The sequence below is a fragment of the Streptomyces sp. NPDC059718 genome, from assembly GCF_042733315.1.
Lineage (GTDB): Bacteria > Actinomycetota > Actinomycetes > Streptomycetales > Streptomycetaceae > Actinacidiphila.
Window position 1 is genome coordinate 7466 of sequence record NZ_JBHWGA010000034.1, and the last position, 14168, is coordinate 21633.

14 protein-coding genes are annotated in these 14168 nt (G+C 74.2%); 7 read left to right on the forward strand and 7 right to left on the reverse strand.

What is annotated here, in order from left to right; translation table 11 throughout:
• The first annotated feature begins 122 nt into the window (after positions 1-122).
• The 3 genes from accA to ACFV3E_RS31585 are packed head-to-tail and all read left to right on the forward strand — an operon-like array spanning position 123 to position 3598.
• Positions 123-1601, forward strand: coding sequence for a carboxyltransferase subunit alpha (gene accA / locus ACFV3E_RS31575; protein ID WP_500537761.1), 1479 nt, complete (start codon positions 123-125; stop codon positions 1599-1601).
• On the forward strand, positions 1598-2245 hold the full coding sequence (locus tag ACFV3E_RS31580; RefSeq protein ID WP_500537762.1) for an acetyl-CoA carboxylase biotin carboxyl carrier protein: 648 nt from the start codon (positions 1598-1600) through the stop codon (positions 2243-2245). The genes accA and ACFV3E_RS31580 overlap by 4 nt, the downstream gene beginning before the upstream one ends.
• A 6-nt stretch (positions 2246-2251) precedes the next feature.
• Positions 2252-3598 carry an acetyl-CoA carboxylase biotin carboxylase subunit gene (locus tag ACFV3E_RS31585; RefSeq protein WP_500537763.1) on the forward strand — a complete coding sequence of 449 codons (1347 nt, stop codon included), beginning with the start codon at positions 2252-2254 and terminating at the stop codon, positions 3596-3598.
• 4 nt (positions 3599-3602) lie between these two features.
• Here ACFV3E_RS31585 and ACFV3E_RS31590 read toward each other — a convergent pair whose 3' ends face one another.
• From ACFV3E_RS31590 to ACFV3E_RS31600, 3 genes are all read right to left on the reverse strand, one after another.
• Positions 3603-4679: a methyltransferase gene (locus ACFV3E_RS31590; RefSeq protein WP_500366167.1), complete on the reverse strand. Its 1077-nt coding sequence runs from the start codon at positions 4677-4679 to the stop codon at positions 3603-3605.
• A complete protein-coding gene (locus tag ACFV3E_RS31595) occupies positions 4676-5743 on the reverse strand; it encodes a right-handed parallel beta-helix repeat-containing protein (protein WP_500537764.1) in 1068 nt (355 codons plus the stop codon). Before ACFV3E_RS31595 ends, ACFV3E_RS31590 begins: the two co-directional genes overlap by 4 nt.
• 91 nt (positions 5744-5834) lie before the next feature.
• Positions 5835-6890, reverse strand: coding sequence for a hypothetical protein (locus ACFV3E_RS31600; protein ID WP_500537765.1), 1056 nt, complete (start codon positions 6888-6890; stop codon positions 5835-5837).
• A 184-nt stretch (positions 6891-7074) separates the two neighbouring features.
• Between ACFV3E_RS31600 and ACFV3E_RS31605 the strand changes: the two genes are divergently transcribed.
• Both ACFV3E_RS31605 and ACFV3E_RS31610 read left to right on the forward strand, forming a co-directional pair.
• Positions 7075-7632, forward strand: coding sequence for a sigma-70 family RNA polymerase sigma factor (locus ACFV3E_RS31605; RefSeq protein ID WP_500537766.1), 558 nt, complete (start codon positions 7075-7077; stop codon positions 7630-7632).
• On the forward strand, positions 7629-8327 hold the full coding sequence (locus ACFV3E_RS31610) for an anti-sigma factor family protein (RefSeq protein WP_500537767.1): 699 nt from the start codon (positions 7629-7631) through the stop codon (positions 8325-8327). The genes ACFV3E_RS31605 and ACFV3E_RS31610 overlap by 4 nt, the downstream gene beginning before the upstream one ends.
• Before the next feature lie 62 nt (positions 8328-8389).
• Here ACFV3E_RS31610 and ACFV3E_RS31615 read toward each other — a convergent pair whose 3' ends face one another.
• A complete protein-coding gene (locus ACFV3E_RS31615) occupies positions 8390-8842 on the reverse strand; it encodes a MarR family winged helix-turn-helix transcriptional regulator (protein ID WP_500537768.1) in 453 nt (150 codons plus the stop codon).
• A 68-nt stretch (positions 8843-8910) separates the two neighbouring features.
• On the opposite strand from ACFV3E_RS31615, the gene ACFV3E_RS31620 reads away from it, so the two are divergent.
• Both ACFV3E_RS31620 and ACFV3E_RS31625 read left to right on the forward strand, forming a co-directional pair.
• Positions 8911-10002: a YhgE/Pip domain-containing protein gene (locus ACFV3E_RS31620; RefSeq protein WP_500537769.1), complete on the forward strand. Its 1092-nt coding sequence runs from the start codon at positions 8911-8913 to the stop codon at positions 10000-10002.
• An 85-nt stretch (positions 10003-10087) separates the two neighbouring features.
• On the forward strand, positions 10088-10873 hold the full coding sequence (locus tag ACFV3E_RS31625) for a hypothetical protein (RefSeq protein ID WP_500537770.1): 786 nt from the start codon (positions 10088-10090) through the stop codon (positions 10871-10873).
• 39 nt (positions 10874-10912) lie between these two features.
• Here the strand turns inward: ACFV3E_RS31625 and ACFV3E_RS31630 are convergent, their stop codons facing one another.
• From ACFV3E_RS31630 to gcvH, 3 genes are all read right to left on the reverse strand, one after another.
• The gene (locus ACFV3E_RS31630; protein WP_500537771.1) at positions 10913-12295 is read right to left on the reverse strand and encodes an L-serine ammonia-lyase; all 1383 of its coding nucleotides are present in this window, start codon (positions 12293-12295) and stop codon (positions 10913-10915) included.
• A 154-nt stretch (positions 12296-12449) separates the two neighbouring features.
• Positions 12450-13721 carry a serine hydroxymethyltransferase gene (gene glyA, locus ACFV3E_RS31635; RefSeq protein WP_500537772.1) on the reverse strand — a complete coding sequence of 424 codons (1272 nt, stop codon included), beginning with the start codon at positions 13719-13721 and terminating at the stop codon, positions 12450-12452.
• A gap of 64 nt (positions 13722-13785) precedes the next feature.
• Positions 13786-14166, reverse strand: coding sequence for a glycine cleavage system protein GcvH (gene gcvH, locus ACFV3E_RS31640; RefSeq protein ID WP_500366150.1), 381 nt, complete (start codon positions 14164-14166; stop codon positions 13786-13788).
• Positions 14167-14168: the final 2 nt, after the last annotated feature.

Here is a 14168-nt window from a genome sequence, read left to right on the forward strand (position 1 = left end):
TTCGGGGGGTGGGCGGCCGGGGGGGCGGGGCCCCCGGGCGGACCCCCCCCGGCCGGGGCTCGCCGGGGTGGCGGCCCCCCGCCTGCGGCGGGCCCCGGCGGGCGCGCCCGGCCCCGCGGCCGGTGGAGCACGACCCGCTGGGCTTCGCGGACACCCGCCCGTACGCCGAGCGGCTGCGCGAGGCCCGCGCGGCGACCGGCCTGGACGAGGCCGTCGTCTGCGTGCACGGCACCGTCGAGGGACAGCCGGTCGTGGTCGCCGCGATGGACTTCCGCTTCCTCGGCGGCAGCCTCGGCCTGGGCGTCGGCTCGCTCATCACCCGGGCCGCCCGGAGCAGTCTGCGACGGCGCGTCCCCCTGCTGCTCGTGACCGCCTCCGGCGGCGCCCGTATGCAGGAGGGCGCCCTGTCGCTGATGCAGATGGCCAGGACCGCCCAGGCGCTCACCGAACTCGACGAGGCGGGCGTCCTCGTCGTGTCCCTGGTCACCGACCCCACCTACGGCGGCGTCGCCGCCTCCTACGCGACCCTCGCCGACGTCATCATCGCCGAGCCCGGCGCCCGGATGGGCTTCGCCGGGCCGCGCGTCATCCAGCAGACCACCGGCCAGCGGCTCCCCGAGGGCTTCCAGACCGCGGAGTTCCTCTTCGCGCGCGGCCTCATCGACGACGTCGTCCCCCGCGCCGCGCTCCGCCCGACGCTGGCCCGGCTGCTGCGGCTGCGCTCCGGTGGCGCCGCGGCGGACCGCGGGCCCGCGGTCCGCGTCGTCCGCACGGCGGACGAACTGCCGGAGCGGGACGCCTGGGAGGCGGTACGGCTGGCCCGGCACCCGCTGCGGCCCACGGCGGCCGACTACGCGGCCCATCTGCTCCAGGACTTCCACGAACTGCACGGCGACCGGCTGGCCGCCGACTGCCCGGCCGTCATCGGCGGTCCTGGCCTGCTCCACGGCAGCCCCGTCATGCTGATCGGCCACCACAAGGGCGGCCCCGGGCTGGAGGAGCGCAGGCGGCGGCACTTCGGCATGGCCACCCCGGCCGGCTACCGGAAGGCCGCCCGCCTGATGCGCACCGCCGCCAAGCTGGGCATGCCGGTGGTGACCCTGATCGACACCCCGGGAGCCAACCCGGGTCCGGAGGCGGAGAGCGGCGGCCAGGCCCTGGCCATCGCCGAGAACCTGCGGCTGATGGCCCGGCTGCCCGTGCCGGTCGTCGCCGTGATCACCGGCGAGGGCGGCAGCGGCGGCGCACTGGCGTTCGCCGTCGCCGACCGGGTCCTGGTCAGCGCCAACGGCATCTACTCCGTGATCAGCCCCGAGGGCTGCGCCGCGATCCTGTGGAAGGACGCCGGCGCCGCCCCCGCGGCGGCGGCCGCCCTGCGGCTGCACGCCCGCGATCTGCTCCGGCTCGGCATCGTCGACGGTGTGGTCCCCGAACCGCCCGACGGCGCCCACGGGGACCACGCCCACGCGGCCGCCCTCGTCGGCGGCGCGCTCTCGGCCGCCCTGGACGAACTGCGTCCCTGGACCCCCGACCGGCTGCTGGCCGAGCGCCGCGACCGGTTCCACCGTTTCGGCCGACTGGAGGAGGAGGCAGCACCGTGACACTCCACGGCGACGACAGGACGGCCCGCCCGCCGGGCGCGGGCAAGGCCCTCAACGGAACGTCCCCCGGCAGTGCGCCGGCCGCGCTCCCGGTGCTGGAGGCGGTCTGCCGCAGCGCCACCGAGCTGGCCCGCTCCATGCCCACCCCGCCGCAGCGGATCAGGCTGCGGCACGGGCAGACGGCGGTCGAGATCGAGTGGCCGCAACCGCAGGCGCAGCCCCCCGCGTACACCGCCGCGCACACCCCCGCGCCCGCTCCGGCGGCGGTCCCGGCCGCGGCACCGGCGACCGCTCCCGCGGCGGCTCCCGCTCCGGCACCGGCGTCCTCCGCAGGCCGGGCCCAGGGCGCACCGGAGGCGCAACAGGCGCACGGAGCGCGCGACTCCACGTCGCTCCACTACATCTGCGCCCCCACTGTGGGCACCTTCTACCACGCCCCGGAACCCGGCGAGCGCCCGTGCGTGAGCGTCGGCGACCTCGTCCGCCCCGGCCGGCCCGTGGGCGTCCTGGAGGTCATGAAGATGATGAGCATCGTCGAGGCGGACGTGGCCGGCCGGGTCGTGGAGGTCGTCGTCCCGGACGGGCAGCCCGTCGAGTTCCAGCAGCCGCTGATCGCACTGGAGCCGATACCGGTGGGGGAGTGAGGGCCGGTGTTCTCCACCGTCCTGGTCGCCAACCGTGGCGAGATCGCGCTGCGGGTCGCGCGCGCCTGCCGGGAACTGGGCATCCGGACGGTCGCGGTGTACTCCACCGCCGACCGCGACTCGGCCGTCGTGCGCTTCGCCGACGAGGCCGTGCACATCGGACCGCCCCCGGCGAGGGCGAGCTACCTCAACATCCCCGCCGTCGTCGAGGCCGCCCGCCGCACCGGCGCGCAGGCCGTCCACCCCGGTTACGGCTTCCTGTCCGAGGACCCCGACTTCGCCGAGGTCTGCGAGGCCAACGGCCTCACCTTCATCGGGCCCTCCCCCGAGGTGCTGTCCCGGCTCGGCGACAAGGCCGCCTGCCGCGCGCTGATGGCCGAGGCCGGACTGCCCGTGCTGCCCGGCAGCACGGGCCCGCTGGCCGGGGCCGCCGACGCGAAGGAGGCGGCCCAGCAGACCGGTTACCCGGTGATCCTCAAGGCCGTCGCGGGCGGCGGGGGGCGCGGCATGGCCGTGGTCACCGATCCGGACCGGCTGCCGGACACCTACAAGCGCACCGCGGCGCACGCCCGCGCCGTCTTCGGCGACGACCGGCTCTACCTGGAGCGGTACGTCGAGCGGGCCCGCCACGTGGAGGTGCAGGTGCTCTGCGACCGGCACGGCGCGGTCGTCCACCTCGGCGAGCGCGACTGCTCGGTGCAGCGGCACCACCAGAAGCTGGTCGAGGAGACCCCCGCCCCGGACCTGCCGGCGCGGCTGAGGTCGCAGATGTGCGACGCGGCGGTGCGCGGCGCCCGGGCGGTCGGCTACACCGGCGTCGGCACCTTCGAGTTCGTGCTCACCCCGGAGCGCGACTTCCACCTGATGGAGGTCAACTGCCGGCTCCAGGTGGAGCACCCGGTCACCGAGATGGTCACCGGGATCGACCTGGTCCGTGAGCAGATCCTGGTCGCCGCAGGCCATTCGCTGACCCTGCGCCAGGAGGACGTCGTGCACCGCGGGGTCGCCGTCGAGTGCCGGGTCAACGCCGAGGACCCCGCTAGGAACTTCGCGCCGACCCCGGGTCCGCTCACGGAGTTCGAGGTGCCCGGCGGGCCCTTCGTACGGGTGGACACCCATGCCTTCCCCGGCTGGCGGATCGGCCCCGACTACGACTCCCTGCTCGCCAAGGCCGTCGTCTGGGCCCCGGACCGGGAGCGGGCGCTGGCCCGGATGGACCGGGTCCTGGAGGAACTGCGGGTGCGCGGCGAGGGTGTGTGCACCACGGCCGGCTTCCTGCGGAAGGTGCTGGCCCGCCCGGAGTTCCGGGCGGGCCGGCACACCACCGGTCTGGTGGGGGAGATGACCGGCTAGCGGGTCACCGCGCCCCGCCGACCGTGCTGTGCAGGGCGTGCAGGTAGGCGTTGACCGGGGCCACCTCGCCCACCTGCAGCCCGGCCTCCGTCATCAGCTTCACCATGCTGTCCCGCGTGTGCTTCTGGCCGCCGACGTTCAGCAGCAGGAGCAGGTCCATGGCGGTGGTGAAGCGCATGGACGGCGTGTCGTCGACGAGGTTCTCGATGACGATCACCTTCGCGCCGGCGCCGCCCGCCGCGACGACGTTGCGCAGCGTGCGGCGCGTGCTGTCGTCGTCCCACTCCAGGATGTTCTTGATGATGTACATGTCGGCGGCCACCGGGATGTCCACCCGGCAGTCCCCGGGCACCAGCCGGGCCCGCGCGGCGAGCGGACCGCCCTCGCGCAGCCGCGGGTCGGCGCCGGCCACGACCTTCGGCAGGTCCAGCAGCGTGCCCTGCAGCTCGGGGTGCTTCTCCAGCAGCGCGGCCAGCACATGCCCCTGGCCGCCGCCGATGTCGGCGACCGAGCGGACGCCGGACAGGTCGAGCAGCGCCGCGATGTCCTCGGCGGACTGCCGGCTGGAGGCGGTCATGGCGCGGTCGAAGACCCGGGCGCTCTCGCGGGCGTCGTCGTGGAGGTACTCGAAGAACTCCTTGCCGAAGACCTCCGGGAAGATGTTGCGGCCGCCGCGCACCGCCTCGTCCAGCCGCGGCCAGACCTCCCACGTCCACGGCTCGGTGCACCACAGCGCGATGTAGTGCAGGGTGTTCGGGCTGTCCTTGCGGAGCATCCGGGACATCTCGGTGTGGGCGAAGCGGCCGTCCGCCTGCTGCTCGAAGACCCCGTACGCGGCCAGGGCGAGCAGCAGCCGGCGCAACTGGCGCGGCGCCGTGCCGACCATGGCCGCGAGCTCGTCGACGGTCGAGGGCTCCTTGCCGAGCGCGTCCGGCACGCCGAGCCTGGCCGCGGCCCGTACGGCGGCGGCACAGGCGGCGCCGAAGACGAGCTCGCGCAGGCGCATCGCCGGCGGCGTGGCGGACTCGGCGGGCGCCGCGGTCGCGGTGCCGTCCGCGTTGGTGGCTTCTGTCAAGGTCATTCCTCGCACAACCCCTTCGGTTCGGAGACGCGGCACGTGTTGTCACGGAGGACATTCGCGGTGCCCTGGTCACGGTCGGCCAGATCGGCCGGGCGGTTGCCCAGGGTCGTGTTGCCCCGGACGGTGTTGCCGGTGTCGGGGGCGCCCACCACGCTGCGGAAGAGCACGATCCCGCCGGACATCGGTGAGGTGCCGTGGTTGTCCACGACCCGGTTGCGGACCACCAGGGTCCGCTCTGCCCCCGTCAGCACGATCCCGGCACCCTGGATGAAGGGGAGCCGGGCGTTGGGCGGGCAGTACTTGTTGTTCGCCGCCACGAGGTTGTCGGAGACGGTCAGGCCCCCGGCCCGGGGGACGCCCTCGTCCCCGACGACGAAGACGCCGCCGCAGTTGGCGGTGATGTGGTTGTCGACGACCCCCAGGTTGCGCACCCGGCGCAGCACGACCCCGATCCGGTTGCCCGTCAGCTCGTTGCCGCTGATGCGGGCGCGCTCGGTGTCCAGCGCGCCGCCCTCCGCGTCCGCGGTGTTGGCCAGGAAGATCCCCGACTCGCCGTTCTGCCGGGAGACGTTGTCCCGCAGCAGCGTCCGCACCGAGTGCTGGACGCCGATGCCCTGGTGCCCGTTGTCCTCGGCGGTCACGTCACCGACCTCGAGGCCGTCGGTCCACGAGGCGTCGACGCCGTTCTTGCGGAAGCCGGAGACCGACAGCGACATCAGCCGCACACCGTCCAGCCCGCTCTGCTCCGTTCCGGTGACGCACAGCCCGTGGCCCGCCAGGGCGCAGGCGTTCTGGTCGCTCCTCGCGGCCGGGGTGAGGACGGTGTCGGTGCCGTGGCCGATCAGCGTCAGCCGGGGCTTGGTCACGTTGACGCTGCCCGGGTAGGTCCCGGGGAGGATCTCGATGACGTCGCCCGGCCGGGCCCGGTCCACCGCGGCCTGGACGGACTCCCCGGGCCGGACGACGAGCGCGCCCGGCGCGGCCTCGGCCCGGGGAACGGCGCACAGCCCCAGCGCGCCGACGACCGCGACCACGGCGGCCGCGTGGGGCCGACGAAGTGTCATGACTGCCGTACCTGCTTTCCGGGTGACGTCCCGAGTCACCTGAAATCTGACGCTATGAGTGGTTCTGTCGTATCGCCACTCTGCCGGGGCATCAGAGGCGGCAGCGGACGGAGGGCCGCACGGGCACCACCACCCGGTGACCGAGCACGCCCGCGTCCACCGTTCCGTCGGCCGCCGCGTACCAGCGCCAATGGGCGCCCGGGACATGGCCGACCGTCAGGACCGTCCAGCCGCCGCCCTTCGGGCCCGCCAGCGTCGCCAGCAAGCGGGCCTCCTCGGTGTCCGGCCGGTGCAGCAGCACGACCAGCCCCGCCGGGACCTGCGGCGTCCCCGCGCCGCGCAGCGCGGCGATCTGACGGGCGGTCCGGACCCGGACCACGGCGGGCGGCCCCGGCAGGTCACGGGCGCCGGGACCGACGGCGACCACCACGGTGCGCCCCGCGGGCGCCGCCTCCAACACCCCGTCCACCAGGGCGAGCACCGCGTCCCGCGCGACGGCGGGATCCCCGAGCACGCTGAGGACGCCGCCGATCCGCGCGAGGTTCACCAGCAGCTGCCCCCGGCCGACCGCGCCCAGCCTGGTCAGTTGGGGGAGCGGCCCCGGGCCGGTGGCGGCCGTCTCGGCCGGTACGGGACCCGTGCGCTCCCAGCGGGTCGGGGTCAGCGCCGTCCACGGCGCCGGGGCGGGCCCGCACGCCGAGACCGTGGCCAGCACCCGGCCGGGCTCGGCGAGCACGCCCCGCACCCGGACCGGGCTGCCGGGCCGTCCGGCCAGGGCCAGTTCACGCAGTGCGTGCCGCACCAGCAGCGGGGTTCGGGTGTCCGCGGCGAGCCGTCGGCCGAGCGCCGCCCGCCGGCGCCGTCGCACCGCCCGCAGCAGCGGACGGCGACCCACGGCGAGGCCGGCCAGCAGCACCACCACGCCGGCCCCCGCCGCCGCCGCGCCGTACGGCGGCCGGCCGGCGCCGCCACGGGACGGACGGGACGGGCGGGGCGCACCGGCGGCGGTGGCCGGTCCCTGCGGCACCAGGCGTACGGGGGCGGCGGGGGAGCGGTCCGCGGCGGCGCCGGGGGACGGGGCGACGGCGAACAGCAGGGCGGCCGCCGCCAGCAGGCGGACCGTCCTCATCGCGGGGCTGTACCGCATCGTTCCTCTCCTCCTGTGGACCGGCCGGGCACGCGGGGGCGTGTGACCAGACACGGCCCGCGCCGCCCGGCGGTTCAACGCCGGGCCGCGCGGTGTGAGGCGGCTCACCTGAACCCGCCCCGGGCGGGGGCCGTGTCTGCCTCGAGGCACCGCGGCACGGTCGGTGGGCGGACGGAGTGAGCGGATGGCGGCAACGCGGCCCCGTACCCGGCAGAGCCGGGGCACGAGTGACGAGGCGCTCGTCAGGGCGCTCTACGAAGAACACGGCAGGGCCCTGCTCGCGTACGCGACCCGCCTCACCGGCGACCGCGCCGCGGCCGAGGACGTCGTCCAGGAGACGCTGATCCGCGCCTGGCGCCATCCCGACGCGCTGCTCAACGGCAAGGGCTCGGTGCGGGGATGGCTGCTCACCGTGGCGCGCAACATCATCACCGACCGGCACCGGGCCAGGGCCGCCCGTCCCACCGAGGTGGCCGAGTCGACGGCCACCGGGCCGGTGGAGCGCGACCACGCGGAGGCGGTGGTGGACGCCGTGGTCGTCATGGAGGCCCTGGAACGGCTCTCCGCCGACCACCGCGACGTGCTGTACGCGCTCTACTTCCGTGGGCAGAGCGTCGCAGAGGCGGCCAGGACCCTGGGCATCCCCCCGGGCACGGTGAAGTCCCGGTCGCACTACGCCCTCAAGGCGCTGCGCGACTTCTGCCGGCAGGGGCCCGTCGAGATGGGGGAGGTCGCGGCATGAGCGCGCGGGAGCGGCACGACGGGGAGGCGCTCACCGCCCGTGTCCTGGGGGCGCTGAACGAGGAGGAGGCCCGCGCCGTGGACGAGCACGTCCTGTCCTGCCGGCCCTGCGCGGCCGAACTGGGGGAACTGCGCTCCCTGGCACAGGCCCTGGGCGACGTACCGCCGGAGGCCTTCCTTGACGGCCCGCCCGAGGGCGGGGAGCTGTTGCTGCAGCGGACGTTGCGTCAGGTGCGCGCGGAGCGCGCGGGCGCGCGGCGCCGCCGGTGGGCGGCCGCCGGGGTCGCGGCGGCGGTGGTGGCGGCCGCCCTCCTCCAGGGCGGTGTGCTCATCGGGGAGCACCGGGCCGGGCAGGCGGTCCGGCCGCCGGCCGCGGTCCCGCCGCCGGGGCCCGTCCGCACCGCCTCGGTCACCGATCCGTCCACCGGGGCCCGGTTGACCGTGCGGCTCACCCCGGCCACCGCCTGGGTGCGGCTCCACGCCCGGGTCGGCGGCATCCCGGCGGGGGAGCACTGCCTGCTGGTCGTGGTGGCGCGGGACGGCTCCCGGCAGATCGCCGGCAGCTGGGTGGTGTCGCCGACCGGGGAGGGCCACGGCGTCAGCCTGGACGGCTCGGCGGCGGTGGCCCCGGACGACGTCGCCGCCGTCCTCGTGGAGACCGCCGGCGGCACGGCCTACGTATCGGCCAGGCCCTGACCAGCCCGGGAAACCGGTGGTCGGGCGGCCTGCGATGCGGGCGCTGGAGCCGACGTGAGCGTTCAATCACCCTCGGACAGCGCGTGCGGGTTGAGCGTCGCCAGCATCCGCTGCAGGTCGGCCCGGACCCGCTCGCGCTCGTGCGGGGCGAAGGGGAAGAGGGCCTCCTCCTCCGTGGGGGCGATGGCCCGCTCGGCGTGGAGCGCGAGCTCCTCGCCCTCGGGGGTGACGCTGATCTCGATGATCCGGCCGTGCGTCGGATGTGCCCTGCGTTCGACCAGTCCGCGCTCGGCCAGTCCCTGGACCGCGGTGCCCATGGACTGCGGTGTGACCCCGCAGCGGCGCGCCAGTTCGGCACTCGACATGGCCCCGTAGACGCTCAGTTGCATGAGGGTGCTGAACTGCGCCTGGGTCAGCCGGAGCGGGCGCATCGCCTGCTCGATGCGGATCGCGTAAGCCTGCGAGAGCTGCCAGATCAGGTAGCCGATGTGCTCGCGGGGTTCGCGCAGGGGCATGCCGGGGGCCTCTCTGTTGTCTGTTAACTTATATAAGTCAACTTACATTATAGGAGGGACTCCCCCTGGTGGACACCGTGATCATCACCGATGCGAACCCCCCTGCGGACCCGCCCCCGTCCCACCAGCGGCACCGGCACCGGCACGTCCCGGGACCGCAGACCGACGCACCGCCCGCCCGGGCGGGACTGACCGGCCCGAAGGCCGTGATCACCCCGGTGATCACGGTGCTCGTCGTCGGGCTCTCCTTCGTCAGCGTCTTCCTCGCCGCCTTCCACACGCCCACGGCGCACCGGCTGCCGGTGGCCGTCGTCGCCTCGGACCACTCGGCGGCCCTGTTCGACGTCCGCCTCCAGCGCATCGCGCCCGAGGCCTTCCAGGTCGACCGGTACCCCGACGCGGCCTCCGCCCGGCAGGCCGTGGAGCACCGGCAGGCCTACGCGGCCTACCTGTCCGAGGACGGCGAGCAAAAGGTCGTCTACGCCGGCGCGAACGGTCCCGCGGTGTCCGCCCTGCTCACCCCCCTGGCGTCCGTTCCGCACGGCGAGGGCCACAAGATCCCCGTGGCCGACATCCTGCCGCTGTCGTCCGGTGACAGCAGAGGGCTGTCGGTCTTCTACGCATCCTTCGGGCTGATCCTGGCAGGCTTCCTCTTCGGCCAGCTGACCTACCAGGTCGCGCCACGGCTCTCCTTCTACCAGCGGGTCCTGAGCATCGGCCTCTTCGCCGTCGTCGGCGGCCTGGCCACCACCCTCATCGCCAGTACGGCCTTCGGCGCGATACCCGGCTCCTTCTTCGGGATCTTCGGCGTCGTCACCCTCATGGCCGGCGCGGTCGCCGCCGCCACCGTCGCGCTCATCCGCGTCTTCGGCCCGGCCGGAGTGCTCCTGGGCTCGATCTTCATGCTCATCATCGGGAACGCCACCAGTGGCGGCGTCCTCCCGCCGTACTTCCTGCCGGGCTGGCTGGAGCCACTGGCCTCCGTCATGCCGGCCGGGGTGGGCGTCCGTGCCATGGACGGAATCGCCTACTTCCACCACGACGGCCTGACCCGCGGGATCGTCATCCTCTGCAGCTGGATCGTGGCGAGCGTCGGCACCATGTTCCTGCTCGACCGCATCGCGGCGACCTCGGGGATCGTGCACGCGGCCACCCGCTGAGCGGGAACCACTGCTCCCGGGGACGTATCCGGCCGGCCTCCCCCCGGACGACGACCGCCCATGCCGCCCCCGGCACGCTGGGGCCATGGCGACGACCACCATCCCCACCGCCGGGGCACGGGCGCACGACGGCCCCCGCACGGCCGACCGCCTGTGTCACGCGACCGGCGCCCTGCTGATCCTCTCGGGCCTGTTCCACCTCGCCGTCCTCGCGGTGGACGGCGGCCCGTGGGACGGGCCGGTGTCCTGGCGCAAGCCCGCGACCTTCGGGCTCTCCTTCGGCCTGACCCTCCTCGCGGTCGCCTGGGTCACCTCGTACCTGGACGTCGGCGCGCGCCCGCGCACCGTCCTGCTGGCCGTGTTCGCCGCCGACTGCGTGGTCGAGGTCGGCGGCATCACCGTGCAGGCGTGGCGGCACGTACCCTCGCACCTCGACATGGAGACCGGCTTCGACACCGCCGTCTCCATGACGCTCGCGGCCGGCGGCGCCGTGCTCGTCGCCGTCCTGTCGGCCTTCGCCGTCGCGTCCTTCCGGCACCGCCCCACCGGCCCCGCCGGCATGCCCCTCGCCCTGCGCTCCGGTTTCGTGATCCTGCTCGTCGCCCTGCTCTCCGGCGCCGCCATGATCGCCCGCGGCGTCCAGCTCACCCGCACCGGCCACCAGAGCGCCGCCTACGCCTCCACGGCCCCCCTCAAGCCCCTGCACGGCGTCAGCCTCCACGCCGTCCTCGTCCTCCCCGCCCTCGCCTGGCTGCTGTCCCGCACCCGGCTGGCCGCCCCGGCGAAGACGCGCATCCTCCGCGCCGCCGTCGCCCTCTACGCCCTCGCGGTCGCCGCGACCGGCGTGTGGGCGGTGCTCACGTACCGCTGACGCCCCCCACGGGGGCGCCTTGGGCGATCCGGGGTGGCGTCAGCACTCGATGACGTTGACCGCGAGGCCGCCGCGGGCGGTCTCCTTGTACTTGACCTTCATGTCCGCCCCGGTCTCCTTCATGGTCTTGATGACCTTGTCGAGGGAGACGTGGTGCCGCCCGTCCCCGCGCATCGCCATGCGCGCGGCGGTGACGGCCTTGACCGCGGCCATGCCGTTGCGCTCGATGCAGGGGATCTGGACGAGCCCGCCGACGGGGTCGCAGGTGAGCCCGAGGTTGTGCTCCATGCCGATCTCGGCGGCGTTCTCGACCTTCTCCGGGCCGCCGCCGAGGACCTCGGCGAGGCCGCCCGCGGCCATGGAGCAGGCGGAGCCGACCTCGCCCTGGCAGCCGACCTCGGCGCCGGAGATGGAGGCGTTCTCCTTGAAGAGCATGCCGATCGCGCCCGCCGCGAGGAGGAAGCGGACGACGCCGTCCTCCTTCTCCGCCTCCGTCGACTGCCCGGCCACGAAGTTCACGTAGTAGTGCAGCACGGCCGGGATGATGCCGGCGGCGCCGTTGGTGGGGGCGGTGACGACGCGGCCGCCCGCGGCGTTCTCCTCGTTGACGGCCATGGCGTAGAGGGTCACCCACTCCATGGCGTGCGCCACCGTGTTGCCCTCGGCGCGCAGCTGGCGGGCGGTCGCGGAGGCGCGGCGGCGGACCTTGAGGCCACCGGGGAGGATGCCCTCGCGGGTCATCCCGGCCTTCACGCAGTCCTGCATGACCTGCCAGATCTCCAGCAGGCCCGCGCGGATCTCGGCCTCGGTGCGCCAGGCCTTCTCGTTCTCCAGCATCAGGCCGGAGATGGAAAGACCGGTCTCCCGGGTGAGCCGGAGCAGCTCGTCCCCCGTGCGGAACGGGTACTTCAGCACGGTGTCGTCGAGCTTGATGCGGTCCTCGCCGACCGCGTCCTCGTCGACGACGAAGCCGCCGCCCACCGAGTAGTAGGTCTTCTCCAGCACGGGCGCGCCGGCCTCGTCGTACGCGAAGAGCGTCATGCCGTTGGCGTGGTACGGCAGCGAGCGGCGCCGGTGCAGGATCAGGTCGTCGGCGGCGGAGAACGGGATCTCGTGGGCGCCGAGCAGGCTGATGCGGCCGCCGCTGCGGATGTGCTCGACCCGCTCGTCGGCGGTCTCGACGTCGACGGTGCGGGGGGAGTGGCCCTCCAGGCCCAACAGCACCGCCTTGGGGGTGCCGTGGCCGTGGCCGGTCGCGCCGAGCGAGCCGAACAGTTCGGCGCGCACGGAGGCCACGCCTGCCAGCAGGTCGTCGTTCTTCAGCCGCTGGGCGAACATCCGCGCGGCGCGCATCGGGCCCACGGTGTGGGAGCTGGACGGGCCTATGCCGATCGAGAAGAGGTCGAAGACGGAGATGGCCACGGTGCGATGACTCCTCGGGTTCGCGGACCCCGTTGTCCGCGGGCGGCCGGCGGGGTCGCCGCCGGGGTGGTACGTGGGCGGCGTGGGTGCGCCGCACTTGCTCCAGTGTGCGGGACCGTCCTCGCGGCCGGCCCCGCACACCGGGTGACGCTCGCTACTTCAGGCCGGGGTACAGCGGGTGCTTCTCGGCCAGGGCGGTGACCCGGGCGCCGAGCGCCTTGGCGGCCTCCGCGTCGAAGCCCGGCTTGAGGGCCTCGGCGATGACGTCGGCGACCTCGCGGAAGTCCTCCGTGCCGAAGCCGCGGGTGGCCAGCGCCGGGGTGCCGATGCGCAGACCCGAGGTGACCATCGGCGGACGCGGGTCGTCCGGGACGGCGTTGCGGTTGACCGTGATGCCGATCTCGTGCAGCCGGTCCTCGGCCTGCTGTCCGTCGAGCTCGCTGTGGCGCAGGTCGACCAGGACCAGGTGCACGTCGGTGCCGCCGGACAGCACCGAGACGCCCGCCCCGGTGACGTCGGGCTGCGTCAGCCGCTCGGCCAGGATCTTCGCGCCCTCCAGGGTGCGGACCTGGCGGTCCTTGAACTCCTCGGTCGCCGCGATCTTGAAGGCGACCGCCTTCGCCGCGATGACGTGCTCCAGCGGGCCGCCCTGCTGGCCGGGGAAGACCGCGGAGTTGATCTTCTTGGCGAGCTCGGCCTTGGACAGGATGACGCCGCCGCGCGGGCCGCCCAGCGTCTTGTGCGTGGTCGTGGTGACGACGTCCGCGTACGGCACGGGGGAGGGGTGCAGCCCCGCCGCCACCAGGCCGGCGAAGTGCGCCATGTCGACCATCAGGTACGCGCCGACCTCGTCGGCGATCCGCCGGAAGGCCGCGAAGTCCAGCTGCCGCGGGTACGCCGACCAGCCGGCGATGATCAGCTTCGGCCGGGACTCCTTGGCGAGGCGCTCGACCTCGGCCATGTCGACCTGACCGGTCTCGGCGTCCACGTGGTAGGCGACCACGTCGTAGAGCTTGCCGGAGAAGTTGATCTTCATGCCGTGGGTCAGGTGCCCGCCGTGGGCGAGGTTCAGACCCAGGATCGTGTCGCCGGGGTTCAGCAGCGCGAACATCGCGGCCGCGTTGGCCTGCGCGCCCGAGTGCGGCTGGACGTTGGCGTGCTCGGCGCCGAAGAGCGCCTTGATCCGGTCGATCGCGAGCTGCTCGACGACGTCGACGTGCTCGCAGCCGCCGTAATAGCGGCGGCCGGGGTACCCCTCGGCGTACTTGTTGGTCAGCACCGAGCCCTGGGCCTGGAGCACCGCGACCGGAGCGAAGTTCTCCGAGGCGATCATCTCAAGGGTGGACTGCTGGCGGTGCAGTTCGGCGTCGACGGCGGCGGCGACGTCGGGGTCGAGCTCGTGCAGTGAGCTGTTGAGAAGCGACATCAGGGGGGTCATCCGTCCGGAGGTCGGAGTGGACAGGGCGGAGCGGTCGGGAGGTCCCGAGCGGTCAGTTGCCGGTGAAGGCGGAGTACTCGTCCGCGGAGAGCAGGTCGGCCGGCTCCTCGGAGATCTTCACCTTGAACAGCCAGCCGCCCTCGAAGGCCGCCGAGTTCACCAGCGAGGGGTCGTTGACGACGTCCTCGTTGACCTCGGTGACCTCGCCGGAGACCGGGGCGTACAGGTCGCTGACCGACTTGGTCGACTCCAGCTCACCGCAGGTCTCGCCCGCGGCGACCGTGTCGCCGACCGCCGGGAGCTGGACGTAGACGACATCGCCGAGGGCGTTCGCCGCGTGCTCGGTGATGCCCACCGAGGACACACCGTCCGCGTCGGCGGCCGAGACCCACTCGTGCTCCTTGCTGTACCGCAGCTGCTGAGGGTTGCTCATGG

What these genes read in the sequence shown, in the direction of transcription:
- ACFV3E_RS31600 (WP_500537765.1), bottom strand. Translation starts at nt 6,890, where the DNA reads ATGCGGTACAGCCCCGCGATGAGGACGGTCCGCCTGCTGGCGGCGGCC.
- ACFV3E_RS31625 (WP_500537770.1), top strand. Translation starts at nt 10,088, where the DNA reads ATGGCGACGACCACCATCCCCACCGCCGGGGCACGGGCGCACGACGGC.
- ACFV3E_RS31610 (WP_500537767.1), top strand. Translation starts at nt 7,629, where the DNA reads ATGAGCGCGCGGGAGCGGCACGACGGGGAGGCGCTCACCGCCCGTGTC.
- glyA (WP_500537772.1), bottom strand. Translation starts at nt 13,721, where the DNA reads ATGTCGCTTCTCAACAGCTCACTGCACGAGCTCGACCCCGACGTCGCC.
- gcvH (WP_500366150.1), bottom strand. Translation starts at nt 14,166, where the DNA reads ATGAGCAACCCTCAGCAGCTGCGGTACAGCAAGGAGCACGAGTGGGTC.
- ACFV3E_RS31590 (WP_500366167.1), bottom strand. Translation starts at nt 4,679, where the DNA reads ATGACCTTGACAGAAGCCACCAACGCGGACGGCACCGCGACCGCGGCG.
- ACFV3E_RS31605 (WP_500537766.1), top strand. Translation starts at nt 7,075, where the DNA reads ATGGCGGCAACGCGGCCCCGTACCCGGCAGAGCCGGGGCACGAGTGAC.
- ACFV3E_RS31595 (WP_500537764.1), bottom strand. Translation starts at nt 5,743, where the DNA reads ATGACACTTCGTCGGCCCCACGCGGCCGCCGTGGTCGCGGTCGTCGGC.
- ACFV3E_RS31615 (WP_500537768.1), bottom strand. Translation starts at nt 8,842, where the DNA reads ATGCCCCTGCGCGAACCCCGCGAGCACATCGGCTACCTGATCTGGCAG.